General features: G+C 60.4%; 23 protein-coding genes. 21 read left to right on the plus strand and 2 right to left on the minus strand.

Annotation, left to right across the window (positions count from 1 at the left end; translation table 11 throughout):
- The first annotated feature begins 1 nt into the window (after position 1).
- The 5 genes from lspA (at position 2) to msrA (ending at position 6,528) form a co-directional block, all read left to right on the plus strand.
- Entirely contained in the window at positions 2–580 is a 579-nt protein-coding gene (gene lspA, locus ACTNFJ_RS03755) for a signal peptidase II (RefSeq protein WP_435906965.1), read from the plus strand.
- The gene (locus ACTNFJ_RS03760; protein WP_435906964.1) at positions 580–1,500 is read left to right on the plus strand and encodes an RluA family pseudouridine synthase; all 921 of its coding nucleotides are present in this window, start codon (positions 580–582) and stop codon (positions 1,498–1,500) included. The genes lspA and ACTNFJ_RS03760 overlap by 1 nt, the downstream gene beginning before the upstream one ends.
- A 132-nt stretch (positions 1,501–1,632) precedes the next feature.
- On the plus strand, positions 1,633–5,115 hold the full coding sequence (gene dnaE / locus ACTNFJ_RS03765) for a DNA polymerase III subunit alpha (protein WP_435907008.1): 3,483 nt from the start codon (positions 1,633–1,635) through the stop codon (positions 5,113–5,115).
- A gap of 34 nt (positions 5,116–5,149) precedes the next feature.
- Positions 5,150–5,998 carry an NAD(+) synthase gene (nadE, locus tag ACTNFJ_RS03770; protein WP_435906963.1) on the plus strand — a complete coding sequence of 283 codons (849 nt, stop codon included), beginning with the start codon at positions 5,150–5,152 and terminating at the stop codon, positions 5,996–5,998.
- 5 nt (positions 5,999–6,003) lie between these two features.
- Entirely contained in the window at positions 6,004–6,528 is a 525-nt protein-coding gene (msrA, locus tag ACTNFJ_RS03775; protein ID WP_435906962.1) for a peptide-methionine (S)-S-oxide reductase MsrA, read from the plus strand.
- 18 nt (positions 6,529–6,546) lie between these two features.
- On the opposite strand, the gene ACTNFJ_RS03780 is transcribed toward msrA, so the two are convergent.
- Positions 6,547–7,125, minus strand: a complete 579-nt coding sequence (locus ACTNFJ_RS03780) for a single-stranded DNA-binding protein (protein WP_435906961.1) — start codon at positions 7,123–7,125, stop codon at positions 6,547–6,549.
- Positions 7,126–7,389: 264 nt separating this feature from the next.
- On the opposite strand from ACTNFJ_RS03780, the gene ACTNFJ_RS03785 reads away from it, so the two are divergent.
- From ACTNFJ_RS03785 to era, 15 genes are all read left to right on the plus strand, one after another.
- On the plus strand, positions 7,390–7,908 hold the full coding sequence (locus tag ACTNFJ_RS03785) for a DUF6993 domain-containing protein (RefSeq protein WP_435906960.1): 519 nt from the start codon (positions 7,390–7,392) through the stop codon (positions 7,906–7,908).
- A gap of 169 nt (positions 7,909–8,077) precedes the next feature.
- Positions 8,078–9,757, plus strand: a complete 1,680-nt coding sequence (gene ettA / locus ACTNFJ_RS03790) for an energy-dependent translational throttle protein EttA (RefSeq protein ID WP_435906959.1) — start codon at positions 8,078–8,080, stop codon at positions 9,755–9,757.
- Positions 9,758–9,766: 9 nt separating this feature from the next.
- Positions 9,767–10,234: an acyl-CoA thioesterase gene (locus tag ACTNFJ_RS03795; protein ID WP_435906958.1), complete on the plus strand. Its 468-nt coding sequence runs from the start codon at positions 9,767–9,769 to the stop codon at positions 10,232–10,234.
- Between the two features lie 125 nt (positions 10,235–10,359).
- A complete protein-coding gene (gene rpsT / locus ACTNFJ_RS03800) occupies positions 10,360–10,620 on the plus strand; it encodes a 30S ribosomal protein S20 (RefSeq protein ID WP_435906957.1) in 261 nt (86 codons plus the stop codon).
- 72 nt (positions 10,621–10,692) lie between these two features.
- Complete coding sequence (lepA, locus tag ACTNFJ_RS03805) at positions 10,693–12,540, plus strand: translation elongation factor 4 (protein WP_435906956.1); 1,848 nt, start codon at positions 10,693–10,695, stop codon at positions 12,538–12,540.
- Complete coding sequence (locus tag ACTNFJ_RS03810) at positions 12,537–13,274, plus strand: DUF1990 domain-containing protein (RefSeq protein WP_435906955.1); 738 nt, start codon at positions 12,537–12,539, stop codon at positions 13,272–13,274. Before lepA ends, ACTNFJ_RS03810 begins: the two co-directional genes overlap by 4 nt.
- 3 nt (positions 13,275–13,277) lie before the next feature.
- Positions 13,278–14,501 carry a radical SAM family heme chaperone HemW gene (gene hemW, locus ACTNFJ_RS03815; protein WP_435906954.1) on the plus strand — a complete coding sequence of 408 codons (1,224 nt, stop codon included), beginning with the start codon at positions 13,278–13,280 and terminating at the stop codon, positions 14,499–14,501.
- 42 nt (positions 14,502–14,543) lie between these two features.
- Entirely contained in the window at positions 14,544–15,578 is a 1,035-nt protein-coding gene (hrcA, locus tag ACTNFJ_RS03820; protein WP_435906953.1) for a heat-inducible transcriptional repressor HrcA, read from the plus strand.
- Between the two features lie 84 nt (positions 15,579–15,662).
- On the plus strand, positions 15,663–16,760 hold the full coding sequence (dnaJ, locus tag ACTNFJ_RS03825; RefSeq protein WP_435906952.1) for a molecular chaperone DnaJ: 1,098 nt from the start codon (positions 15,663–15,665) through the stop codon (positions 16,758–16,760).
- A gap of 6 nt (positions 16,761–16,766) precedes the next feature.
- Positions 16,767–17,531 carry a 16S rRNA (uracil(1498)-N(3))-methyltransferase gene (locus ACTNFJ_RS03830; RefSeq protein WP_435906951.1) on the plus strand — a complete coding sequence of 255 codons (765 nt, stop codon included), beginning with the start codon at positions 16,767–16,769 and terminating at the stop codon, positions 17,529–17,531.
- 23 nt (positions 17,532–17,554) lie between these two features.
- Positions 17,555–17,905 (plus strand): HIT domain-containing protein, encoded by a 351-nt coding sequence (locus ACTNFJ_RS03835; protein ID WP_435906950.1) that lies wholly within the window; start codon positions 17,555–17,557, stop codon positions 17,903–17,905.
- 67 nt (positions 17,906–17,972) lie between these two features.
- Positions 17,973–18,941, plus strand: a complete 969-nt coding sequence (locus tag ACTNFJ_RS03840; protein WP_435907007.1) for a PhoH family protein — start codon at positions 17,973–17,975, stop codon at positions 18,939–18,941.
- The gene (gene ybeY / locus ACTNFJ_RS03845) at positions 18,938–19,396 is read left to right on the plus strand and encodes an rRNA maturation RNase YbeY (RefSeq protein ID WP_435906949.1); all 459 of its coding nucleotides are present in this window, start codon (positions 18,938–18,940) and stop codon (positions 19,394–19,396) included. The genes ACTNFJ_RS03840 and ybeY overlap by 4 nt, the downstream gene beginning before the upstream one ends.
- Positions 19,396–20,718: a hemolysin family protein gene (locus tag ACTNFJ_RS03850; RefSeq protein WP_435906948.1), complete on the plus strand. Its 1,323-nt coding sequence runs from the start codon at positions 19,396–19,398 to the stop codon at positions 20,716–20,718. Before ybeY ends, ACTNFJ_RS03850 begins: the two co-directional genes overlap by 1 nt.
- 7 nt (positions 20,719–20,725) lie before the next feature.
- A complete protein-coding gene (gene era, locus ACTNFJ_RS03855; RefSeq protein ID WP_435906947.1) occupies positions 20,726–21,616 on the plus strand; it encodes a GTPase Era in 891 nt (296 codons plus the stop codon).
- Between the two features lie 37 nt (positions 21,617–21,653).
- Here era and ACTNFJ_RS03860 read toward each other — a convergent pair whose 3' ends face one another.
- Positions 21,654–23,450, minus strand: a complete 1,797-nt coding sequence (locus tag ACTNFJ_RS03860; protein ID WP_435906946.1) for a DUF2207 domain-containing protein — start codon at positions 23,448–23,450, stop codon at positions 21,654–21,656.
- 151 nt (positions 23,451–23,601) lie between these two features.
- Between ACTNFJ_RS03860 and leuA the strand changes: the two genes are divergently transcribed.
- Positions 23,602–25,380 carry a 2-isopropylmalate synthase gene (gene leuA / locus ACTNFJ_RS03865; protein ID WP_435906945.1) on the plus strand — a complete coding sequence of 593 codons (1,779 nt, stop codon included), beginning with the start codon at positions 23,602–23,604 and terminating at the stop codon, positions 25,378–25,380.
- Positions 25,381–25,462 lie beyond the last annotated feature (82 nt).

Below are 25,462 nucleotides of genomic sequence, written 5' to 3' on the forward strand. Positions count from 1 at the left end.
CGTGACTCACGCATTCGAACCGGAGGCCCTCCCCGAGACGCCATCCGTGGCGACATCGCGACGCAGGCTGCAGTCGTTACTGCTGCTGGGCGTCGCGATTGTCGTCTACGTGGCAGATCAGCTGACGAAGAACTGGGCGGTCGCCACTCTCCCTGAGCGAACTCCGGTACCGGTGTTCGGGGAGGTTCTCCAGTGGTACTTTGTCCGGAACCCGGGCGCAGCTTTTTCGATGGCAAGCGGTGCGACCTGGATCTTCACCATCCTTGCTGCGGTGGTTGTGGTCGTAATCTTGTGGCAGGTGCGGCGGCTCGGATCCCGCTCGTGGGCTCTCTTTCTAGCTCTGCTCCTCGGGGGAGTGCTTGGAAATCTCACGGATCGATTGACACGTGAGCCTGGGTTTCCGGTCGGCCACGTCATCGATTTCATCTCTACGCCGTGGCTGATTCCCGCAATCTATAACATTGCCGACATGGCCATAGTGGTTGGCATGGGTCTCTTCATTGTGATCTCCCTCTTGGGACTCCCGATGGATGGATCCCCGCGGGCGCGACGCGTCAAGACCGAACAGGAAACCGAGTAGTGGAACGAAGATCACTACCCGTGCCCGACGGTCTTGTCGGCAAGCGGGTTGATGCCGCTCTTGCGGCGCTACTCGGATTCTCACGAACTTTCGCGGCCGAGATCGCTGAGCAGGGCGGCGTGACGCTCGACGGCCGAGAACTTGGGAAGTCTGACCGCTTGAGTTCAGACGGGTGGCTCGAAGTCAGCTGGCACGAGCGGCGAGGTCCCGAGATCATTCCTGTGTTCGTTCCCGAGCTTGCGATCGTGCACGATGATGATGACATTGTGGTGATCGACAAGCCAGCAGGAGTTGCTGCACACCCCTCGCTGGGCTGGCAGGGTCCGACCGTGCTCGGGGCACTCGCCGGAGCGGGGTACCGGATCGCAACCTCTGGCCCGGCAGAACGGCAGGGAATCGTGCATCGGCTCGACGTCGGGACGAGCGGATTGATGGTCGTTTCCAAGAGCGAACGAGCTTACAGTGAGCTCAAGCGCGCCTTTCACGATCGTGAAGTCGACAAGATCTATCACGCGGTGGTGCAGGGGCACCCGGACCCGTTCGCGGGGACGATCGAGGGGCCGATTGGACGCCACCCGGGTTCTGAGTGGAAGTTTGCGGTGACTCGCGATGGGAAGCCGTCTGTCACTCACTATGTGACCCTCGAAGCGTTCCCATATGCGTCACTGCTCGAGATTGAGCTCGAGACCGGTCGCACGCATCAGATTCGAGTGCACATGTCGGCCCAGCGGCACCCCTGCGTTGGGGACAGCATGTATGGGGCAGACCCCACCCTGACCGAGAAGCTCGGCCTTGAGCGGCAGTGGCTGCACGCCATGAGGCTCGGCTTCAAGCACCCCGGTTCTGGCGAACACGTTGAATTCAATTCGAGCTATCCCGCAGACCTGCAGCATGCATTAGACGTCTTGCAAGGGGTCTAGCAGACGTACTCGGGCAGCAACGGGTAGTGCCGCGTGCTGAGGCCGGTACCCTAGAGATTCGAGTTCTGAAGGGCGGCGATCGTGGGCGACGCAGACGGTTTTGTGCATCTGCACGTGCACAGCGAATACTCGATGCTGGACGGTGCAGCGCGTGTCAAGCCGCTCATTGAAGCGGCGCACCAACAGGGTATGCCTGCCATCGCGGTAACCGACCATGGCAATACCTTCGGAGCTTTTGACTTCTGGAAGACTGCGCGAGATACCGGCATCAAGCCCATTATTGGCATCGAAGCGTATCTCACTCCCCGCACAGCTCGCGGAGATCGAACGCGCGTGCGCTGGGGTTCTGGAGGCGGAGACGACGTCTCGGGCGGTGGCGCCTACACTCATATGACGCTGCTTTCGCAAACTACCGAGGGTATGCACAACCTGTTCCGGCTCTCGAGCCTGGCGTCGATCGAGGGCTACTACTTCAAACCCAGGATGGACCGAGAACTTCTCCAAACGTACTCTCGCGGCATCATCGCTACGACCGGCTGTCCATCCGGTGAGATTCAAACTCGCTTGCGTCTGGGACAGGTTGCCGAAGCGCGTGCGGCGGCCGCGGAGTTCCAAGACCTGTTCGGAAAAGAGAACTTCTTTTGCGAGATTATGGATCACGGCCTCGATATCGAACGTCGGGTGCAGAAGGACCTCATTCAGATCGCTCGCGACCTCAGTATCCCGCTGGTTGCGACAAACGACTTGCACTACACCCATCAGAGCGACGCTGAGGCGCACTCCGCCTTGTTGTGCGTCCAGTCGGGATCTACGCTCGATGATCCGAATAGATTTCGGTTCGACGGAGACGGATACTATCTGAAGTCTGCCGCCGAGATGCGGCATCTCTTTCGCGAGTTGCCGGAGGCCTGCGACAACACGTTGCTGATCGCAGAGCGATGTTCCTCGGAGTTCAACACGACCGCCAACTACATGCCGCGATTTCCCGTGCCCGCAGGGGAAACCGAAGAGAGCTGGTTCGTCAAGGAGGTCGAGCGGGGTCTCCACTACCGGTATCCGGCTGGCATCCCTGACAACGTGAGGAAGCAGGCGGAGTACGAGACGACGGTCATACTTCAGATGGGTTTCCCCGGCTACTTTCTGGTTGTCGCCGACTTTATCAACTGGTCAAAAGACAACGGAATTCGCGTCGGTCCCGGGCGTGGGTCTGGCGCGGGATCCATGGCCGCGTATGCGATGCGCATTACCGATCTTGACCCGCTTCAGCATGGCTTGATATTCGAGCGGTTTCTCAACCCCGACCGTGTCTCAATGCCTGACTTCGATGTCGATTTCGATGATCGGCGCCGGGGCGAAGTCATCCGATATGTGACCGAAAAATATGGCGATGAACGTGTCGCCCAGATTGTGACCTACGGCACGATTAAGTCGAAACAGGCTCTCAAGGACGCGTCGCGCGTGTTGGGATTTCCCTTCGGGATGGGCGAGAAGCTCACTAAAGCGATGCCACCGGCGGTGATGGCCAAAGACATCCCCTTATCGGGAATTACAGATCCGAGTCATCCCCGATACAAAGAAGCCGCCGAGTTTCGCGCACTGCTCGAGACGGATCCCGAAGCCAAGACCGTCTACGAGACGGCGCGAGGCCTTGAAGGGCTCAAGCGACAGTGGGGCGTGCACGCCGCAGGCGTCATCATGTCGAGCGATCCACTGATTGACATCATCCCGATCATGAAACGTGATCAGGACGGGCAGATAGTTACGCAGTTCGACTATCCCACGTGTGAGGGCCTGGGCCTGATCAAGATGGACTTCCTCGGCCTCAGAAACCTCACGATCATTTCTGACGCGCTCGAGAACATTCGACTGAACCGCAACGAGGAGCTTGACCTCGAGCGGCTTGAGCTCGATGATAAGGCCTCGTACGAACTCCTCGGACGGGGAGACACTCTCGGGGTGTTTCAGCTCGACGGAGGCCCCATGCGTGGCCTGCTCCGGCTGATGAAGCCGGACAACTTCGAAGACATCTCAGCCGTGTTGGCACTGTATCGGCCAGGTCCGATGGGTGCCGACTCACACACGAACTACGCGCTTCGGAAGAACGGCCTCCAGCCGATCACCCCGATCCACCCGGAACTCGAGGAGCCGCTGCGCGAGATTCTCGATACCACCTATGGGCTCATCATTTACCAGGAACAGGTGATGTCCATCGCCCAGCGAGTGGCGGGATTCTCGCTCGGCCAGGCCGATATTCTCCGTCGAGCGATGGGAAAGAAGAAGAAGGAGGAGCTCGATAAGCAGTATGCGGGCTTCTCAGCCGGAATGAGCGAGCGAGGGTTCTCACCCGCCGCAATCAAATCGTTGTGGGACATTCTTCTGCCCTTCTCCGACTATGCCTTTAACAAGGCGCACTCGGCTGCATATGGTGTCGTGAGCTACTGGACTGCCTACCTTAAAGCTCACTATCCCGCCGAGTATATGGCCGCTCTCCTTACAAGCGTCGGCGACTCGAAAGACAAACTTGCGATCTACCTGAACGAGTGCCGTCGGATGGGAATCAAGGTGCTTCCCCCTGATGTTGCCGCATCGTTTGCGAACTTCGCTGCGGTGGGAGAGGACATTCGGTTTGGCCTCGGGGCGGTTCGCAATGTGGGCGGACATGTAGTTGAGGGCATCCGCAGTGCCCGGGAGACCGGGGGAGACTTCGAGTCATTTCACGACTTCTTGAAACGCGTGCCAATGTCGGTCCTCAACAAGCGCACGATTGAATCTTTGATCAAAGCAGGTGCGTTTGACACGCTTGGTTCAACGAGGCGTGCTCTGATTGAGATTCACGAGAGCGCGGTTGAATCGGCAGTGAAGGACAAGCGAGACGCTGAGCATGGAAACGTCGGCTTTGACTTCGATACCCTGTTCGCGGACGCTGCCGACGGAGAGGGCGGTGCCACCCACTCCCTCGTGCCCGACCGTCCGGAGTGGACGAAGAAAGACAAGCTCACGTTCGAGCGCGAGATGCTCGGCCTGTACGTCTCAGACCATCCGTTGCGCGGGCTCGAGACGGCGCTCGCGAAAGAGGCCTCTGCGACGATCGAACAGGTATCAAACCCAGATGCGAACTTCGACGGCGAGACAGTGGTGCTTGCCGGGCTCCTCACGAGCGTGCAACATCGCACTGCCAAATCGGGGAATGTCTACGGCATGGTGACTCTCGAGGATTTCAGCGGCGAGATTCAGGCCCTTTTCATGGGTAAGTCGTACCTCGAATTTGGCAGCCTGCTGCAGGCCGACTCAATAGTCGCGCTTCGCGGAAAGGTCAATGCGCGTGACGACGGTATGACGGTGCATGCCTATGGGGTAAAAACCATTGACGCAGTCGTGCAAGATGACGCCGCTGCGCTCACCCTTACGATCTCTGAACGGCGAGCAACCGAAGAACTCATGCGGGAGCTCAAAGGCACGCTGATCAGGCACCCCGGTTCCAGTGAGGTGCGCCTGCGCTTGTCTACCCCGACAGCTATCCGCGTGTTTGAGGTGCCCTTCTCTGTTCAGATCACCGCAGATCTCTACGGGGAATTGAAGGGATTGCTCGGACCGCAATGTCTCTCCGCCACGTAACATGAGAGAAATCAACCCGGGGTAGGCTGGCGTCATGAGCGAAACTCAGCGTGAGATTATCAAGGCTCTTAACGTCCAGGCAATGCTCGACCCGCGCGCGGAGATTGACCGTCGGGTGGGCTTTCTCGTGGATTACGCTCGGTCGGTTCCCGGCGTACGCGGATTTGTTCTCGGAATCTCAGGGGGCCAGGACTCGTCCCTCGCGGGTAGACTCGCGCAGCTTGCCGTCGAACGTTTGCGGGCGAGCGGCCACGAGGCTCAGTTCATCGCAGTGCGTCTTCCCTACGGGGTTCAGCACGATGAGGACGATGCCAGGGTGGCGTTGTCATTCATTCGACCCGACCGTGCGGTTACTGTGAACATCGCAGCGGGTGTGGACGCGATCGCCGCCGAGGTGGCCGAGGCGTGTGGTGAGCCGGTCACCGACTTCACCAAGGGGAATGTTAAAGCGCGCATGCGCATGGTCGCCCAGTACGCCATCGCTGGTGACCGTTCACTGCTGGTCATCGGCACGGATCACGCGGCCGAGGCCGTCACGGGCTTCTTCACCAAGTTCGGCGATGGCGCCGCCGACATTCTCCCTCTGTCTGGCCTCACGAAGTCGCAGGGGGCCGAGTTGCTGCGCGAGTTGGATGCCCCCGAGCGGTTATGGCAGAAGATTCCGACGGCAGACTTGCTCGATGAGCATCCGGGGCAAACTGATGAAACCAACCTCGGCATCAGTTATGAACGGATCGATGCCTACCTGGAGGGGCATGAGATACCGCTTCCCGACACGGAGAATCTTGAGCGAAAGTATCGTGCTACGGAACACAAACGGAGGTTGCCGGTGACCCCAGCAGACGCCTGGTGGAAACCGAGCGGCTCCAAACAGGGAGAGTAACTGAGATGACCACGACATACGTGCTTGCGGGTGGATGCTACTGGTGCCTCGATGCGGCCTACCGAGTGCTCCGCGGTGTGACTGATGTATTTTCCTGCTTTACCGGAGGACACACGCCAGCACCAAGCTACGAGCAAGTGTGCACGGGCACCACCGGCCATGCTGAAGCGGTGGCGGTCACTTTTGACGAGACGATTCTTCCCTCCTCGGTGGTCCTCGACGCATTCTTCACGATGCATGATCCCACCCAATTGAATCGGCAAGGCGCCGATGTGGGTACCCAATATCGATCGGCGATGTTCTATGCTGACGATTCTCAGCGCGAGGCCTTTGAAGCTGCGATGGCTCGAGCGTCGGAGTGGTGGCCGCAGCCAATAGTGACCGAAATTGTGCCGCTGGGTGAGGTGTACCCCGCCCCAGAAGCACACCAGGATTTTTTCACAAAGAATCCGACCCAGGGGTATTGCATGGCCGTTGCGCTGCCGAAGGTGAACAAGGTGCGAGCTGGATTCAGTGACTACTTGATCTAGGCGGTTTCCCGTACTTAGTCAGGCCGCAAGCGGAACAAAACCGTCTGTGCTCCGTTCGCCAGTACTGGTCAGGCCTGTCTCAGGCTGTTCCGAGGCGTCAGGGTCAGCTGCGACGGCCATCGAATCTTCCACGTATGGGGAATGATCTTCGCCTTCTGGCGGCTGTCCCTCCGTCGTTTGATCGTTGACGGGCGACGCCCAACGACTCTGCGGCTCCGAGGATGAAGCATCGGGCTCTCCACGCTGTTTCTTGCTGAACTGCGAGACACCCCAACGCAGGTCGTGCCCGAGGGCATCTGCCTCTATCTCGACGGAGGTGCCCGATCGATCGTCGCGCTCCCAGCTTCGAATGCGCAGTCGCCCATTGACGACCACGCGGTCGCCCTTATGAAACGAATCGCGCGCGTTCAGCGCGAGCCCGCGAAACGCGGTGACGGTGAACCAATTGGTCTCCCCGTCAACCCAGCCGTTCTTTTCTCGGTCAAAACGTCGCTCGCTACTCGCTAAGCGGAACGAGCACAGCGCGATTCCGGATTGGGTGGTGAGGGCGCGCGGTTCGGTCGCAATTGTGCCGACCACGGTTACGATATTCGACATCTCTCTCTCCTTGCATGAGGCCTCTTTCGCTCGGCGGTGGGATCACCGCCGAGCGAAAGAAGGAAGCTGAGGGGGCCAGGCTGGCCGTGCCGGGTTCGCCCGGTTCCCTCGATCACAGCCTCGTGCAAGTCGTCGCTTCAGAGCTGACCACGTGCAACACTGTGGAGAACTTTCGGAAGCCCCGGGCTCTACCCAGACTGTGAGCGCTCAGACGTTCGGGTCGGTGTCACCCGAGCTTCATGTCTACTCGATACACTTTCGGGCATGGTTGTTCTCGCTCGCACACGCGTGCTGCATGTCGCTGGCACGATGTTGGTGCTGGGTGCGCTAGTTCTGGGATTATCGGGTTGCTTCCTCGTTGAACCGTCAGGAAACCCAGAGTCCCCCTCCTTGTCGGAGCCGAACACCTCGGTCACCGAGACTGACGCGAACGAGGATGCCTCCGCTCAACTCCTCCCGGGGGCGGGTGCAGCCGAGAACCTTCCATACTTTCGTCAGGTTCTCCGACAATTCTCCGAGGGCGGGGAAGTAGTTGAAGGGCGACCGATCGTCGACGCTCTGGTCGCGGCCGGCTTCGATAGGGCCACGATGCAGGTGAGTTTTGATCGCAGCAAGACCGATCTCGTGGCAGACAGTATTTTGGTGTCTGTGCTTTTCGAGGGGGAGTGCCTCCTGGGTCAGATCGTCACCGAGGATCGCAGCACCGTTGCAACGGTCGCACCAGCTCTCACCGAGGGCCAGAATCTGTGTCTGATCGGGAACACCCGCCCAATCGACTGGTAGGCCTCCCCGATGCAGTTGGCCCGGACTGCCCGGATTTCGGCGACTGTCCCACAAGTTCTTCATTTGCAGTCCCGCGCGCACGATACCCCTCGCCGGGTAGAGTTGTGTCGGCTTGATTCAACCGCTGAGCAAGAGCAAGAGGTGATGGGCGCACGACGCCCGAAAGTATATGGCTGAATACATTTATCAGATGGTCCGCGCGCGGAAGGCTGTGGGCGAGAAGCTCATCCTTGACGACGTGACGATGGCATTCCTGCCCGGAGCGAAAATCGGCATGGTTGGTCCGAACGGTGCCGGTAAGTCGACGATCCTGAAGATCATGGCTGGGCTTGACACTCCGTCGAACGGTGATGCCACGCTCGCGTCTGGTTACACAGTTGGCATTCTCATGCAAGAGCCCGAGCTCGACGAGTCCAAGACGGTGCTCCAGAACATCGAAGAGGGCATCGCGATTAAGGCGAAGGTCGACCGGTTCAACGAGATATCGGCGATGATGGCCGAGCCAGATGCCGATTTCGATACGCTCCTCGCAGAAATGGGCACACTGCAAGAAGAGATTGACGCCGTCGACGGTTGGGATCTCGACAATCAGCTCGAACAGGCGATGGACGCGCTGCGTACACCGCCAGCAGATGCGCAGGTTGCAAACCTATCGGGAGGCGAGAAGCGCCGAGTAGCGCTGTGTCGTCTGCTCCTGCAGAAACCAGATCTGCTCCTGCTCGACGAGCCAACGAACCACCTTGACGCCGAAAGTGTGCTGTGGCTGGAGCAGCACCTGCAGAAGTATCCGGGTGCGGTCATCGCGATCACCCACGATCGGTACTTTCTTGACAATGTTGCGGAGTGGATCGCTGAGGTTGACCGCGGCAGACTCATCGGCTACGAGGGTAACTACTCAACCTACCTTGAGAAGAAGGCCGAGCGCCTTGATGTGCAGGGTAAGAAAGATCAGAAACTTGCAAAGCGCCTGAAGGAAGAGCTCGACTGGGTGCGCTCGAACTCGAAGGGGCGCCAGGCGAAGTCAAAGGCGCGTCTCGCCCGCTACGAGGAGATGGCAACAGAGGCTGAACGCACGAAGAAGCTCGACTTCGAAGAGATTCAGATTCCCGCTGGCCCGCGTCTGGGCAGCATCGTGATCGAGGCAAAGAATCTCCAGAAGGGGTTCGACGGGCGTCAGCTCATTGACGGCCTCTCCTTCAGCTTGCCGCCCAACGGCATCGTTGGCGTCATCGGACCCAACGGCGTCGGTAAGACGACACTGTTCAAGACAATTGTGGGGCTTGAGCCACTCGACGGCGGTGATCTTAAGATCGGTGAGACCGTCAAGATCAGCTATGTGGATCAGAGTCGCGGCGGAATCGATCCCGATAAGACCCTGTGGGAGGTTGTCAGCGACGGGCTCGACATCATTACTGTCGGGAAGACAGAGATCCCGTCGAGAGCCTATGTCTCGAAGTTTGGATTCAAGGGTCCGGATCAGCAGAAGAAGGCCGGCGTGCTCTCGGGTGGCGAACGAAACCGCTTGAACCTCGCCCTCACGCTGAAGCAGGGTGGAAACCTGCTGCTGCTCGACGAGCCAACAAACGACCTTGACGTCGAGACCCTGCAGTCATTGGAGAACGCGCTGCTTGAGTTCCCTGGATGCGCTGTGGTCATCACGCACGATCGCTGGTTCCTGGACCGCATCGCGACGCACATTCTTTCCTATGAGGGAACGGAAGAGACTCCCGGCAACTGGTACTGGTTCGAGGGTAACTTCGAAGCCTACGAGGCCAACAAGATCGAGCGGATGGGCCCGGAGGCTGCCAAGCCCTCGCGCGTGACCTACCGCAAGCTCACTCGAAACTAAGGCCTGACTGTGGCGCGCGTGCACGTCGATATCGAACTCCGCTGGGGTGACCAGGATGCGTATGGACACGTCAACAACGTGGCGTTCGCAAGGTATCTCGAAGAATCGCGAGTGCGAGTGTTCTGGCTCGGCTCAGCACGGGAACGCACGGGCATGGAACGCCATTTTCGCGGTGACGATCCTGCGGGTCCGAAAATGCTCGTCGCGAGCCAACAGATCGACTTCCTGCGGGTGCTCGAGTATAGCGACACGCCGTTGGTCGTTGAACTGTGGATCGGGAAGCTCGGCGGATCAAGCCTCGAGGTGCACTACGAACTCGTCGACGCGACCGGTGGTGACCGCGCGGTAGTTGCTCGCGCGGTCACGACGGTAGTCATCGTGCACGGCGAGACCCTCAAGCCGGTGCGTCTGAGCGAAGAGGGTCGAGCCTCCGTCGCGCCGTGGATGGACACTCCGCTCCGCCTCGGTCGGCGGTAGGCGGGGTAATCTGCTAGGCTTAACCCTTGGCTTGCGTGTGGAGCAATCCACACCCTTCGCGCGGTGCCCTCTCTCACCGTTCGAGACATCATTGACCAGGCTTTACACAAAGGAAATCACCCAACGTGGCAAATATTAAGTCGCAGATCAAGCGCATCAAGACCAACCAGAAGGCAACCGACCGCAATCGGGCGTACAAGAGCGAATTGCGCACACTCGTGCGCCAGACCCGCGATGCGATCACCGCAGGCGACAAAGCAGTTGCTGAGCAGAAGCTCGCAATCGCTGCACGGAAGCTTGACAAGGCCGTGTCAAAGGGCGTAATTCACGAGAACCAGGCCGCGAACCGGAAGTCCAAGCTCGCCGTCAAGGTCGCAGCGCTCTAGCAGTACCCGAGCGCAGTGAGAAGACCCCGCTCCGGCGGGGTTTTCTTGTATGCCATGCGAGAATAGAAGGCAATGTCTCCACGTAGCGTGAACCCACCCGTGCCGTCCGCAACGGATCCGGCGCAGATTCGTAACTTCTGCATCATCGCCCACATTGATCACGGCAAGTCGACCCTTGCGGACCGAATGCTACAGATCACGGGCACCGTGCCCGATCGCGAAATGCGCGCGCAGTATCTCGATCGTATGGATATCGAGCGCGAGCGCGGAATCACTATCAAATCGCAAGCCGTTCGGATGCCGTGGGATGTTGACGGGACCTCCTATGCGCTGAATATGATTGATACCCCGGGACACGTAGATTTCAGCTACGAGGTCTCGCGATCGCTCGCCGCCTGTGAGGGAGCTATTCTGCTCGTCGACGCGGCTCAGGGTATCGAGGCGCAAACCCTTGCCAACCTCTACCTTGCCCTGGAAAATGATCTCGAGATCATCCCTGTGCTGAACAAGATTGATCTTCCGGCAGCCGATCCCGAGAGAGTGGCGCGCGAGATCGCGGATCTGATCGGCGGCTCTCCCGATGACATCCTGAAGGTCTCGGGGAAGACGGGTATGGGCGTCACGGAGCTGCTCGACCGTGTGGTGGCGCGAATTCCCGCCCCGACCGGTGACGCAGACGCACCCGCACGGGCCATGATCTTTGACTCGGTCTATGACTCGTACCGCGGTGTCGTCACCTACGTGCGCGTGATTGATGGCCGGTTGGCCCCCCGCGAGAAGATCAAGATGATGTCGACCGGTGCTGAGCACGAGGCGCTTGAGGTCGGTGTGTCAGCTCCCGAGCCGACGCCCACCAAGGGCCTTTCGGTGGGCGAAGTGGGATACCTCATCACCGGCGTGAAGGATGTGCGGCAGTCAAAGGTTGGCGATACGGTCACGGGAAAGCTCCGGCCCGCAACCGAGGCGCTTCCCGGCTACACCGACCCCAAGCCCATGGTTTTCTCGGGGCTCTACCCTCTCGATGGCAGTGATTATCCGGTCCTGCGAGAAGCACTCGACAAACTGAAACTTTCTGACGCCGCGCTGCAGTACGAGCCCGAGACCTCCGTGGCGCTCGGCTTCGGGTTCCGCTGCGGTTTTCTGGGTCTGCTCCACCTCGAGATCATTTCAGAACGACTTCGCCGGGAGTTTGACCTAGATCTGATCGCAACCGCGCCCAGCGTGATCTACCAGGTCACCCGCGAAGATGGCAAAGTGATCACGGTTACCAACCCGTCGGAGTACCCCGATGGAAAGATCGCGAGCGTTCGCGAGCCCATGGTTCGCGTTGCGATCCTCGCACCCAAGGACTACGTCGGCACCATCATGGAGCTGTGCCAAAGCCGTCGCGGCAGCCTGATGGGTATGGAGTATCTCGGGGAGCGTGTGGAACTTCGTTATGCGATGCCACTTGCGGAGATCGTGTTCGACTTTTTCGACCACCTCAAGAGCCGAACGCAGGGGTACGCGAGCCTTGACTATGAACCGATGGGCGAGCAGGAAGCCGACCTGGTCAAGGTCGACATTCTTCTTCAAGGTGAGCAGGTTGACGCCTTCAGCGCGGTCGTTCATCGCGACAATGCCTACAGTTACGGCACCATGATGACGGAACGGCTCCGCAAGCTGATACCCCGACAGCAATTCGAGGTACCGATCCAGGCGGCTATCGGCGCGAGAATTATCGCGCGCGAGAGCATCCGGGCCATCCGCAAAGACGTGCTGGCAAAATGCTATGGTGGCGACATCAGCCGGAAGCGTAAGCTGCTCGAGAAGCAGAAAGAAGGCAAGAAGCGCATGAAGATGGTCGGCCGCGTCGAGGTACCGCAGGAAGCGTTCATCGCCGCACTGTCGGGCGACGTGGAGGGCAAGGAGAAGAAATGATCCGCCGCTCCACACATGTGGATCAGGAGGTGGTCTACGCTGCGGTCGGTGCATCCGCCGATCCGGATCTGCTGCGTTTTCCACCGGAGGGGTCGACCGCCTACGCTGAGGAGCTCCGGCTTGGCAGCGGGGCAGACCGCTTTCTGGCGGCATCGAGCCGCCTCATGACGTGGGCGGCTCCGCGCGGAGTGGGTCTCGCAGTAACCGAAATTGACCTGGGCGATGGTGGTCAGTACTCCGGTGTTGTGTTCACTGAGGAAGGCGTGCCCGAGGTCCCCGCTCCGGCCGAGGTTCAGTTCGGTCCTGAAGGTGAGCCCTATCTGACCGCCGGCACAACGGCCCGGCTTGTGTGGCCTGATCAGAAAACGTCCCGACTGATCCGTGTGGTCTACACCGTAGACGAGCCTCGCCGAGTGGGCTACGCGTGGGGGAGTGCGGATTCCGAGGGCGTTGTGGGTGAAGAAGCATTCCTGGTTGAGCACCGCGACGACGATTCGGTTTGGGCAACGGTTCGGGGGTTCGTGTGGCCACCAGCCACTGGCCTGCTAGGGCTTAAAGGGCGAGCAGCCGTGCGCTACGTCCTGAAGCAGTCAAAAGAGCAGCTTGCTGCGCTCGCTCCCGGGGCGGCGCCGACGCTCCAAGAAGGCCAGGTAGCGCCCTCTGAAGAGTCACTCGCCGAGGAAACCGAGGAGAGCTCGGAAGCTTCAGGCGCTGCAGATTCCGGCAGAATTTAGCGCGTGCCCGGAGCATTGCCAGACGGCGAGCCAGCCCCGAGCGACGGGTCTTTGCCCGATACCGCTCGGAGGGGTGCTCAGCACCGTGACTTCGGGGTGTACGTTCACGTTCCCTACTGCCGGGTTCGATGCGGATACTGCGATTTCAACACCTACACCGCAAGCGAACTCGGAGGCACGAGTCGCGCGGATTATGCAGGGCAGGTCTCTCGAGAACTTCGATTTGGGGCGGAGGTGCTGCGTCGCGCAGACGTGCCTGAGCGCCCCGTGTCGACGGTCTTTTTTGGGGGCGGAACCCCGACGTTGCTTCCTGCCAGGGATTTAGTAGCCATGCTGCAAACAATTCGTGAAGAGTGGACGCTCACTCCTGCGGCGGAGATTACAACCGAAGCCAACCCAGACTCTGTCGACGCTCGTTATCTCGAGGATCTCGCGGCTGCAGGGTTCACAAGGGTGAGTATCGGAATGCAGTCCGCGGTGCCACAGGTGCTGGCGACGCTCGACCGCACTCACGACCCGGATCGAGTTCCCGAGGTGGTGAGATGGGCGCGCGAGGCTGGCTTGCAGGTGAGCCTCGACCTGATCTATGGCACTCCGGGGGAAACGCTGGCCGATTGGGATCGTTCGCTCGACGCGGCAATTGCCTGCCAGCCCGATCACCTTTCCGCGTACGCGCTCATCGTCGAAACGGGAACTAAACTGGCGGCTCGCATTCGCCGCGGGGAGATCGTCGCTCCCGACGATGACATGCACGCGGCGATGTACGAGGTCGCCGATCGCAGGCTCGCCGAAGCAGGTTTCGCCTGGTACGAGATCAGTAACTGGGCACGCAGTGAAGAGACCCGGTCTCGGCACAACCTGGCGTACTGGCGAGGAGCTGACTGGTGGGGTGCGGGTCCGGGCGCCCACAGCCACATTGGCGGCACCCGGTGGTGGAACGTGAAGCATCCGAGTGCCTACTCCGAACGAATCAATGCCGGAATCTCGCCTGCGCATGCCCGCGAGTTGCTTGGGGAGGAAGCGCGCCGCAGCGAACGAGTGCTTCTTGAGACCAGAATCATCACTGGCCTGCCTATCGAGGTGCTGCTCCCCGACGAGCGGAATTCGGTATCGGGCCTGATTGCGGATGGACTGATCGATGGTCGCGCCGCGATTGCGGGCCGTGTGATCCCGACTCTTCGTGGACGCCTTCTGGCAGACACAGTGGTGCACAGGCTGCTCAGCTAGACTTGGCACTCTGTATTATCGAGTGCTAGGCGGGAGGGTGGCATGGTTTCAGACAGAAGTCTCGCGGTGCTCCACGCAATTGTTGGCGACTATGTCGCATCAAACGAGCCGGTGGGTTCGAAGACAATCGTCGAGAGACACCACTTTGGGGTGTCCGCTGCGACGATCAGAAACGACATGGCGTTGTTGGAGGATGAGGAGCTGATCGCGGCGCCACACACCTCTTCCGGTCGTATCCCCACGGACAAGGGATATCGACTCTACGTTGACACACTCGCCAAGATCCGCCCACTGAGTGGCGCACAGAAGACCGCTATTGAACGCTTTCTCGGCGATTCCAACGACCTCGACGATGCGCTTGCTCGCACGGTCCGACTGCTCGCTCAGCTGACCAATCAGGTGGCTGTGGTGCAGTACCCGTCGCTGCGGCGCACGCAGGTGCGCCATATCGACCTCGTTGCGGTGGGGGAGAGCCGAGTGCTCAGCGTCATCATTCTTGGCACCGGGGTGGTCGAGCAGCAAGTCGCGAGCCTCCCCGCAGCCCAGGTCACCGAGACGTGGGTGCACGGATTGCGTGACCGACTGGCGGGCGCGATTGTAGGAAAAGACCTCGAGTCCGCGGTTCTTGGCGCCCAGTCACTCCTCGACTCCATCGACGAGTGGTCGCAGCCTGGCGAGACGGAACTCGTGCGCCGGGTGCTCGAGGTAGTCCTCAGCCAGTTGCAGGCGAATCGAAGCGAGAAGATCACGATCTCTGGGGCGGCGAATCTTTCGCGTCCGGGCGAGTTTACCGGCAACCTTTCTTCGGTGCTTGAAGCGATCGAAGAGCAGGTGACCCTCTTGCGGCTCTTCGGTGAGATGGCACAGGATGGACGTGACGTTGCCGCCTCGATCGGACGCGAGAATGAGCCGTACGGTCTTGAGGGGGCCTCGGTAATCGCCTCGAGCTACGAGATAGACGGCGACACAAGATCGAACCTTGGGGTCTTGGGCTCGATGCGAATGGACTACGCATCGAACATCTCAACCGTGCGTGCGGTCGCCCGCTACCTGAGCCGGGTTCTCGACGAGACCTGATCCTGCGGCCAGGGACGAATGCCCCGATCCACTTTTTCATCTACATTTCCATTCTTTACATCCCAGAACGAGAGGCTGCACACAGTGGCGGACCACTATGAGACGCTCGGCGTTTCCCGCGAAGCATCGATTGACGAGATCAAGAAGGCATATCGCCGACTCGCGCGAGAATTGCATCCCGACGTCAACCCAAGCGGAGATGCGGCAGAGCGTTTCAAAATGGTTACTCATGCCTACGATGTGTTGAGCGACCCGAACGAGCGTCAGCGCTACGACATGGGCGGCGACCAAGGCGGGGCTGGAGGCTTCGGCGACATCTTTGAGACCTTCTTTGGCGGGGGATTCGGCGGGGGTCAGCGCGGTCCGCGTGCACGAGCCGAACGAGGTGACGACGCGATGATTCGTGTCGACGTGGAACTTGCTGAAGTGATCTTCGGTGTGCAGCGCGAGATCGCCGTCAACACCGCGGTGCTCTGTGGCACGTGCTCGGGCAGTTGCTGCCAGCCGGGTACCTCACCGGTCACCTGTGACGTCTGTGGCGGGGCCGGTCAAGTACAACGACAGGTTCGCTCGCTCTTCGGCAACGTCGTGACAATGCACCCGTGTGGAAGCTGCTCGGGTTACGGCACTGTGATTGCCCACCCGTGCGTCGAGTGTGGCGGCAAGGGCCGAGTGCGGGAGCGCCGCACGATGAACATCGATATTCCTTCGGGCATCGATACCGGCACCCGGATGCAAATGCGTGGGGGCGGAGAAGTCGGCCCGGCGGGCGGGCCGAACGGCGATCTCTTCATTGAGTTCCGGGTCATGCATCACGACGTGTTTAGTCGTGATGGAAACGATCTGCTCGCTACGGCTCAGGTCAGCATGACTGATGCGATTCTCGGGGCAGAGAACACTGTCGCCGCGCTCGACGGAGACGCCCTGCTCGAGGTTCCCGCAGGGGTGCAGTCGGGTGACATCATCACGATTCGCGGGCGAGGCATACAAGGATTGCGATCCACGACGCGAGGAGACCTCAAAGTTGCAGTTCAGGTTGTGACGCCGACGAAGCTTGCCGGTCGCGAAAAAGACCTCGTGCGTCAGCTTGCCGCGCTGCGCAAGGAAGAACCTCCCACGCTGGGCGAGTTTCAGCAAGGGCTCTTCGGCAAGATTCGGGATCGCTTCTTCCGGCAGGGTTAGTCGGTCATGGCCCATCTCTACTATCGTGAGGATCTCGCGGCGGCGGACCTCACGGTCGGAAACGTTGTCGAAGTGCTTGGTGACGAAGCTCGGCACGCAGTGCGGGTGAGTCGACTGCGTGTCGGCGAGCGCATCATCGTAGGAGACGGTGCAGGAACCGCGGGGCACGGTGAGGTCACCGTGGTTGATCGGGATCGATTCGCCGTGCGGTTCGACAGCGTGTACCGTGACCAGCCAACAAAGAGCCGGCTGGTACTGGTGCAAGCCCTTGCGAAGGGCGACCGAGACGAACGTGCCGTCGAGCAAGCAACGGAGTTCGGCGTTGATCGGATCATGCCGTGGCAGGCCGAGCGTTCAGTCTCGCGCTGGGACGGGGAGAAAACGCCCCGGGGCGTTGCGAAGTGGCAGCGGGTCGCGAGAGAGGCCGCGAAGCAGTCTTTGCGCGTGCGAATCCCACAGGTCGACCCTCTGGTGACGCTCTCGGGGCTCTGCGAACTCGCGGGCACAGCGGGCACGCATTTGCTCGTGCTGCATCCTCGTGGTGTAGAGCGGCTCAGCGCCTGGGCCCGCCAGCTGGGCGACGCCGAGGGCGACGCCTGCCGTGAGATCATCGTGATTGTCGGCCCTGAGGGCGGTCTCAGTGACCGAGAAATCGACGCACTCGAGCGTGCCGGCGCCCAGGTAGTGCAGCTGGGTGACGCGGTGCTGCGCACTTCCTCCGCCGGCCCCGCCGCGCTCGCCCTCTTGAATGCCGCTCTCGGCCGCTGGTGAGTGAACCCGGCTAGGCTAGGGGGATGGCAGAATCAACCATTTTTGGCAAGATCATCTCAGGTGAGATCGCTGTCGAGCGACTTGCCGAGACCGATCGGGTCATCGCGTTCCCCGACATCGCGCCGCAGGCGCCAGTGCATATTCTGGTGGTACCCAAGACCACCGAGTACGCAAACGTCGTCGAGCTGGCGGCTGGCGACCCCGAGCTGTTGGCTGAGATGGTGGAGGTAGCGCAGCAGCTTGCTCGCACGCACGCGGACGGTGACTTCCGTCTCGTGTTTAACTCCGGCGTGAACGCTGGTCAAACGGTTTTCCATGTTCATGCCCACGTGCTTGCCGGTGGCCTGAAGGAGAGCGAAATCGTTGGATCCTGAATCTGACGCACGCGACTTGTCAGTCGGCGACGAATCTCGGGGAGCGGGCGTAGCTCGCGATCCACTGTTGCAGCGCACTGTTCTCCTCACAGGAGTCGATGTCGCCTCATTTCTCGGCCACCGAGATCAGCTCATCGCTGACCTCGAGCGGCAGCATCCCCAAGTGGAGTTTCACGCGCGCGATCACGTCATGACACTGAGCGGACCCGCCGCCGAGGTGAAGGCGGCCGAACGTGTTGTCGCCGAGGTGCTCGAGGTTGCCCGCCGCTCGGGCGCGGTTTCCCGCCACGACGTTCGCGAGGTCACCCGCATGGTGCACCGTGGCGACGGTCCGACTGCATCGCAGGTGCTGAGTGAACCGATTCTCTCCGTGCGCGGGCACTCCGTGCGTCCGCAAACTGAGGGACAACGCGACTACGTCACCGCGATTGACCAACACACCGTTGTTTTTGGCATCGGCCCAGCTGGCACAGGCAAGACCTATCTCGCGATGGCGAAAGCGGTGCAGGCGCTGCAACGACGGGAGGTCGCAAAGATCATCTTGACGCGACCCGCGGTTGAAGCCGGTGAGCGGCTGGGCTACCTGCCGGGCACTCTTGAAGACAAAATCGATCCATACTTGCGTCCGCTTTTTGATGCGATCGGCAGCATGATGGAACCCGAAGCTGTGCCGAAACTCATCGCGAGCGGCACGATCGAGGTGGCGCCCCTGGCCTATATGCGCGGTCGCACGCTTAACGAATCGTTCGTCATCCTCGACGAGGCGCAGAACACGACACCTGAGCAGATGAAGATGTTTCTCACCCGTCTGGGCTACGGCTCAAAAATGGTTGTCACTGGCGACATCACTCAGGTGGATCTGCCAATCGCCTCCAGTGGCCTGCGCGTAGTGAGCCGCATTTTGCGGGGGGTCGAAGATATCCACTTCTCCGAGCTGACTGCTGACGACATCGTGAGACACAGCCTGGTAGGACGAATCGTTGACGCCTACAGCGCGTTTGAAGAGACTCGCAGGCGCGAGGGAGGAACTACATGAGCGTCGAAATCAACAACGAATCTGGCATCAGTGTTGAGGAGTCGGTCTTGCAAATGCTCGCCGCCTTCGTCTTGGAATCCCTTCACGTGCATACCCAGACTGAAGTGGGCGTCATGCTCGTCGACGAAGCAGCGATCGAGCAGCTGCATGTGCAGTGGATGGATGAGCCAGGTCCAACAGACGTGTTGAGCTTCCCAATGGATGAGCTGCGGCCTGGCCGCGCCGACGCGACCACCCCTGCAGGAATGCTTGGAGATATCGTGATCTGCCCGCAGGTGGCGATGGTACAGGCTGACGCAGCAGGGCATGACCTGGCGCAGGAACTGCAGGTGCTCCTCACCCACGGCATGCTGCATCTCTTGGGGTTCGATCACGCCACGCCAGACGAGGAAGCAGAGATGTTTGGGCTGCAGCGCGATCTCCTCCTGAGCTTCGCGGTGCGAGAGCGTCGGTGATGAGCGGTTTTCTTGTGGTCCTCTTCCTTGCGGGAGCTGCGGCTCTCCTGCTGATCGGTGGGCTGCTGGCCGCAAGCGATGCCGCGCTCGGCGTGCGATCACGCGCCGAGCTCCTTTCGATTGCCGATGAATCCTCACCGCGAGTGGGAAAAGCGATCAGCGCCATCGCAGATGACGAAGCCGCGCATGTGAACGCGATCAGTTTCGCGCGAGTGGCTGCGGAGACACTCTCGGCGGTGTTGATAACGATGGTGCTCGCGTATTCGGTTGAGCAATTGTGGCTGGCGCTGCTACTCGCGGCACTTATTGTGACGGCGATTACCTTTGTGCTCGTGGGATCAAGCCCGCGCACCGTCGGCACGCATCACGCCGAAGCCGTGATCCGATTCTCTGCCAGGTTTGTGCGATTCGTGCGACTCTCGCTCGGACCGATTGCCGGGGCGCTGATGCGATTTGGCGACCGGGTGACTCCAGGCCGCACCTCGGGCGGGGTGCGCATTCGCGATGAACAGCAGCTGCTTTCAATGGTGGATCAGGCAACCGAGCAGGAACTGCTCGAGGAGGACGACCGAGACTACATCCACTCACTCATGGAATTCGGGACAACTCTCGTTCGTGAGGTGATGCTGCCTCGGATCGACATGGTCACCATAGACACGGAACAGTCGGTGCGAGAGTCGCTTGAAGTGATGCTCGCCTCGAGGCATTCTCGGGTGCCGGTGGTAACTGCGGGCGATTCCGACAATGTTGAGGGCGTGGTATACCTGCGCGATGCGAGCGGATTCGTTCTTCGCCGAGCAGACGAAGCTGAACATGCCGCGGTGACCCGAATCATGAAGCCCGCAATATTTGTTCCCGAGCTCCAGCGCGCAGATGAGCTGCTTCGACAGATGCAGCGTGAGTCGAACCACTTGGCGCTTGTCGTCGACGAGTACGGCGGCATCTCGGGTCTCGTTACCCTCGAAGACCTGATCGAAGAACTCCTCGGAGACATTAGCGACGAACACGACCGAGATGCACCCGAAACCATTCTCCAGCTGGACGGCTCGTTTCAGGTCAGCGCACGACTGCCCGTCGACCGTCTGGGCGAGATCTTTGGCGTCGAACTCGAAGATGACGAAGTTGACAGCGTGGGTGGGCTCGTCGCCAAGCACTTAGGCAAGCTTGCTGAATCCGGAGATATCGTGGTTGTCTCGGGCATTGAATTGACCGCACTTGAGACAGAACGAAGACGGCAGCGACTGGTCACAGTGGGAGCGCGCTGGGTTGGTCACGACACCGGCGAGATCATGAAGATAGATGACAGCACCGAAAGAAACTGAGGCATCCATGGAATCCGAACACCGAGCCGGATTTGTCTCGTTTGTGGGCCGGCCGAACGTGGGCAAATCGACCCTCACGAACGCGCTCGTCGGCGAGAAGATTGCGATCACTAGTCCGAAGCCGCAAACCACGAGAAAAGCCATCCGTGGCATCGTGCATCGCACCGACGGTCAACTCATCATCGTGGATACTCCCGGGATCCACCGACCCCGCACGTTGCTGGGGGAGCGGCTCAATGCCCTCGTCGAAGCGACGCTCGGCGATGTGGACGTGATTGGGCTATGTGTACCCGCAAACGAGAAACTCGGTCCGGGTGACCGCTTCATCAACGAGCGACTCGACGATTTTCCTCGCGCCAAGAAGGTTGCGATTCTGACGAAGGTGGATCAGGCCAGCCAGAGCGAGATCATCGACCAGCTCACTCGGATTGGCACGCTGCGCGAGTGGGACGCGGTTGTTCCGATCTCATCGGTGACCGCCGAACAGTTGGACGTTTTAGCAGACGTGCTGCTCGGTCTCATGCCCGAGTCGCCGCCGCTCTACGAGGCCGAGACGACCACCGACGAGAGCGAAGACGACCGGATCGCCGAGCTGATTCGCGAAGCCGCGCTCGACGGCGTACGGGATGAACTTCCGCACTCACTTGCCGCTAGCGTCGATGACCGCGAGGTGGGCGAAGACGGACTGCTCGAGATATACGCGAGCCTGTATGTGGAACGCGACAGCCAGAAAGGCATTGTGATCGGCAAAGGTGGATCACGCTTGCGCGACGTTGGGGAGCGCGCTCGTCACGAGATCGAAGCCCTGCTGGGGCGCCGCGTTTACCTTTCCATGCGGGTGAAGGTCGCGAAGGAATGGCAGCGCGACCCGAAAGCGCTCGGACGGCTCGGTTTTTAGTGCCTTCTCCGGATCCTGCAGCAAACGCGGCGGGAGATTAGCGCCCGCCGCTGAACCCGCCGCCCCCGCCGCCGCCCGAAAAGCCTCCGCCGCTCGTTCCTCCCGAACTGCTTGAGCTGTAACTCACCGCACTCGTGAACGACTGGCTGAAGCTTGAGATCGATCGGTCCAGGTGCGTCAAGCCATACACTCCGAGCGCCGGGTACCACAAAGGGCTGTCCACTCCGGTCTCGTGGTACTGCACCTCAAGTACCTTGCCCCATTCCTTCTCGAGGCCGAAAAGGATGGCGTAGGGCAGTAACCTCTCGTACAGCACGACGACATCGACTGATCCGTCAGGGCGACGCTCTGCTGTCGTGTGACCTTGCAGAAGACGTAGACGATCGCTCTCGGCAACGCGAATGAACTCGCGCACGCCGGCTAGGTGCTCCCGCGCCTCGGCACCCTGCTGCGTGTGCACCCTGTGCTTCACCATTCCGACTATGCCGAGCACAATCGCGGCGAATCCGAAGGGCAGTGACACCGTGATCGTGACCCAGTTTTCGCGTGCGATCCCGATGAAGGTCAAGATGACTGCCAGAGCACCCAGCGCTAGGGCTGCCGCACCGAGAATAGTGGCGGTGCGGGAGCGGATCTGCTCAAAGTAACCACGTTTGGTGGCTTGCGTGACGCCCTCGCCAGAAAGGGCCACCATTTTCTTGCCGAATTTCTCGTCTTTCTTGGGCAGAGCGAAGGTCGCTCCTGCGCCAGCAGAGCCAAACAAGTCGGAAATGGTTCGGCGATCGAGTCCATCAACTGCCCGACCCTGATCCAGCAGTCGAAGTACCGGCTGCGGTCTGCCCTTCCCGAGAAATCCAGCGGGCTCCGTGCCGTCTTCGATTCGCAGTGCACCGCGCACTGCGAGGTGCACAACCTGCGCAGCGATTGTCGATTTGTTCTCTCCCGAAACAGGTCCGGCGATCAGCGGTGGCAGGTTGTCTGGCACCTCGTACTGCGCAACGATCACGCCGCGATAGGTGCGGCGCTTTCTGCGTTCCAGGACGATCAACACCGCAGACACGAGGCCGAGCAACAAGGCCGCCGAGGCCGAGACCACGGGCACGATATCGAGAAATGGATTCGGAAGGCGCACGGGCGGCTGCACCACGCTTCCGTTTTCGAACGCGATCCCAACGGTCACACCAGATCCAGCGGGAAGGGCGAAGGGCTCAACGGTGAGCATCGCCGACCCTGATTGGGGACTCGCCTCACTTATCTCGCAGGTATCGGTCGAATAGGCGGATCCAGTGAAGCATGCCGTCGCGCCGGTCAACTTTTCACCGAGTCCTTCTGCAATGCTGAACTCTGCGGAAAACGCGGCGATGGGCTGTTGGCGCTCAATCGGAACCACGTCCCAATAGAACTCGTCTCGGTCGTCGGTGGCGAGGACCACGTCATGGAGCGTGTAAGAGATCACGTAGGTTTGCACACCGCGAACGAAGCTGTCGTCGCCCACCAAAATGATCCGAAAGGTATCGTCGTCCTCGACTTCAAAGGGCACAGGCTTGCCCGCCGCGTCGGAGATGGCAATATCCCGGGGTGCTGCGTCGGCTCGTTCGTAGCTGAGGGGCAGGGCGCGCACGATGCCTCGGTTCTGATCGAAGTCGGGGAACACCGCGACGAGTTGCTCCGTAACTCGAGCTACAGCGCGTCCGTCCTCATCGACATCAAGCTGATAGCTGACATGCCAGCTGTCGTACTCGAAGTCGTCAACATTAGCGTGAGCGGGGGTGACTTCAATCGCCACTCCGAGCGTCGCGAGAAGTGCGGTGATGAGGAGCAAGAGTCGCATCATGACTCCAGCGTATGCGAATGCGGTGATAGGCTGGGGGAGTGCTGTTCGGTTCGCTCCTTCTTAGCTGCCGCGACGAGTCCTAGTTTCGGGCCTTTCTCGTCGCGGTGTTCGTGTTGGCTGAGCAGAACGTAGAGCGAGAGAAGACGAGACCATGAAGAACATGCAGCAGCCCTCGGCAATGCCGATCCACAAGTATCGCCCCTATCACGAGATGATTCCGGTGGACCTGCCGGACCGAACATGGCCCTCGAAGCGCATGACGCAAGCGCCTCGGTGGTGTGCCGTTGATCTGCGCGACGGTAATCAGGCACTGATCGACCCGATGAGCCCAGAGCGCAAGCGGATCATGTTTGATCTGCTAGTGAAGATGGGGTACAAGGAGATCGAGGTCGGTTTCCCGAGCGCTAGCCAGACCGATTTTGACTTTGTTCGGCACCTCATTGAAGAGAACGCGATTCCTGACGATGTCACGATTCAGGTGCTCACCCAAGCGCGAGAACACCTGATCACGCGAACCTACGAGTCGCTCATCGGCGCCAAACGCGCCATCGTGCACCTCTACAACTCGACCAGCATTCTGCAGCGCGAAGTCGTGTTCCGTGAAGATCGTGAGGGCATCCGACAGCTCGCGCTCCAGGGTGCGCGGATGTGTATCGCGAGCGAGTCAATCTGCGCGGATACCGAGATCTTTTACGAATACTCGCCCGAATCTTATACCGGCACCGAACTCGACTACGCGCTCGAGGTCTGTAACGACGTCATTGAGGTATTCCAGCCCACCCCTGAGCGTAAGGTGATCATTAACCTGCCCGCGACGGTCGAGATGGCCACACCGAACGTGTATGCCGACTCGATCGAATGGATGAGCAGGCGCCTGGTGCATCGTGAGAACGTGATTCTCTCGCTCCACCCACACAATGACCGCGGCACCGCGATCGCTGCTGCTGAGCTGGGGTACCTGGCCGGCGCAGATCGAATCGAGGGATGCCTCTTCGGCAACGGCGAGCGCACGGGCAATGTCGATCTGGTGGCGCTCGGAATCAATATGTTTACGCAAGGAATTGACCCGCAGATCGATTTCTCGCGGCTCGACGAGGTGCGGCGTACAGCCGAATACTGCAATCAGCTTCGTGTGCACGAACGCAGTCCGTGGGCGGGCGATCTGGTGTACACGGCGTTCTCCGGATCTCACCAGGATGCGATCAAGAAGGGTTTCGAACGCATGGCCAGCGACGCGGAAGCTGCGGGAGTGTCGGTCGACGAACTCGAGTGGGCTGTTCCGTACTTGCCGGTGGATCCTAAGGATCTTGGTCGTTCCTATGAAGCCGTTATTCGCGTAAACTCGCAGTCCGGCAAGGGCGGAGTGGCATACCTGCTGAAGACCGATCATTCCCTTGATTTGCCGCGTCGCCTTCAGATTGAGTTCAGCGCTGTGGTGCAGGGTCTCACTGATAGCGAGGGTGGCGAGGTATCGAGTGAAGATATCTGGCGGATCTTCCAAGACGAGTACTTACCGGTAACCGGAGACGACACCTTTGAACGCTGGGGTCGGTACGAGTTGTTCCGCACGGCGACGACCAGCGCGGGTGACGGGGTGACGGAACTCATCGCCGACTTCCGCGTCGGAGACGATGTTCAGCAGTTCACTACCCGCGGCAATGGCCCGGTTGATGCCTTCATCAACGGGCTCAACACTGCCGGCCATGCGGTCACCCTGTTTGATTTTGTCGAGCATGCGATGAGCGGGGGTGGGGACGCCGTAGCGGCGGCCTATGTCGACCTTGAGGTTGATGGTCAACGTCTGTGGGGTGTGGGCATCGACCCCGATACGACGCGCGCTACGCTGAAGGCCATCGTCAGCGCGGTCAATCGATCGATCAAGACGCGGGACGCGATCGCGAAAGACGAGCCGGTAGGCGCAACACGATAGCCGCTCCGCTCATCGAAGCGGAGCGGGTCGTGTTCTCGCTCCGCTTCGTACGTATGTTCGACTTTTCGGCGTGTGCGCGTGC

The organism is Leucobacter shiyiweii, assembly GCF_052446065.1.
Taxonomy (GTDB): domain Bacteria; phylum Actinomycetota; class Actinomycetes; order Actinomycetales; family Microbacteriaceae; genus Leucobacter.

What these genes read in the sequence shown, in the direction of transcription:
- dnaE (WP_435907008.1), top strand. Translation starts at nt 1,633, where the DNA reads ATGCTGGACGGTGCAGCGCGTGTCAAGCCGCTCATTGAAGCGGCGCAC.
- nadE (WP_435906963.1), top strand. Translation starts at nt 5,150, where the DNA reads ATGAGCGAAACTCAGCGTGAGATTATCAAGGCTCTTAACGTCCAGGCA.
- msrA (WP_435906962.1), top strand. Translation starts at nt 6,004, where the DNA reads ATGACCACGACATACGTGCTTGCGGGTGGATGCTACTGGTGCCTCGAT.
- ACTNFJ_RS03780 (WP_435906961.1), bottom strand. Translation starts at nt 7,125, where the DNA reads ATGTCGAATATCGTAACCGTGGTCGGCACAATTGCGACCGAACCGCGC.
- ACTNFJ_RS03785 (WP_435906960.1), top strand. Translation starts at nt 7,390, where the DNA reads ATGGTTGTTCTCGCTCGCACACGCGTGCTGCATGTCGCTGGCACGATG.
- ettA (WP_435906959.1), top strand. Translation starts at nt 8,078, where the DNA reads ATGGCTGAATACATTTATCAGATGGTCCGCGCGCGGAAGGCTGTGGGC.
- lepA (WP_435906956.1), top strand. Translation starts at nt 10,693, where the DNA reads ATGTCTCCACGTAGCGTGAACCCACCCGTGCCGTCCGCAACGGATCCG.
- ACTNFJ_RS03810 (WP_435906955.1), top strand. Translation starts at nt 12,537, where the DNA reads ATGATCCGCCGCTCCACACATGTGGATCAGGAGGTGGTCTACGCTGCG.
- hrcA (WP_435906953.1), top strand. Translation starts at nt 14,544, where the DNA reads ATGGTTTCAGACAGAAGTCTCGCGGTGCTCCACGCAATTGTTGGCGAC.
- ACTNFJ_RS03830 (WP_435906951.1), top strand. Translation starts at nt 16,767, where the DNA reads ATGGCCCATCTCTACTATCGTGAGGATCTCGCGGCGGCGGACCTCACG.
- ACTNFJ_RS03835 (WP_435906950.1), top strand. Translation starts at nt 17,555, where the DNA reads ATGGCAGAATCAACCATTTTTGGCAAGATCATCTCAGGTGAGATCGCT.
- ybeY (WP_435906949.1), top strand. Translation starts at nt 18,938, where the DNA reads ATGAGCGTCGAAATCAACAACGAATCTGGCATCAGTGTTGAGGAGTCG.
- ACTNFJ_RS03850 (WP_435906948.1), top strand. Translation starts at nt 19,396, where the DNA reads ATGAGCGGTTTTCTTGTGGTCCTCTTCCTTGCGGGAGCTGCGGCTCTC.
- era (WP_435906947.1), top strand. Translation starts at nt 20,726, where the DNA reads ATGGAATCCGAACACCGAGCCGGATTTGTCTCGTTTGTGGGCCGGCCG.
- ACTNFJ_RS03860 (WP_435906946.1), bottom strand. Translation starts at nt 23,450, where the DNA reads ATGATGCGACTCTTGCTCCTCATCACCGCACTTCTCGCGACGCTCGGA.
- leuA (WP_435906945.1), top strand. Translation starts at nt 23,602, where the DNA reads ATGAAGAACATGCAGCAGCCCTCGGCAATGCCGATCCACAAGTATCGC.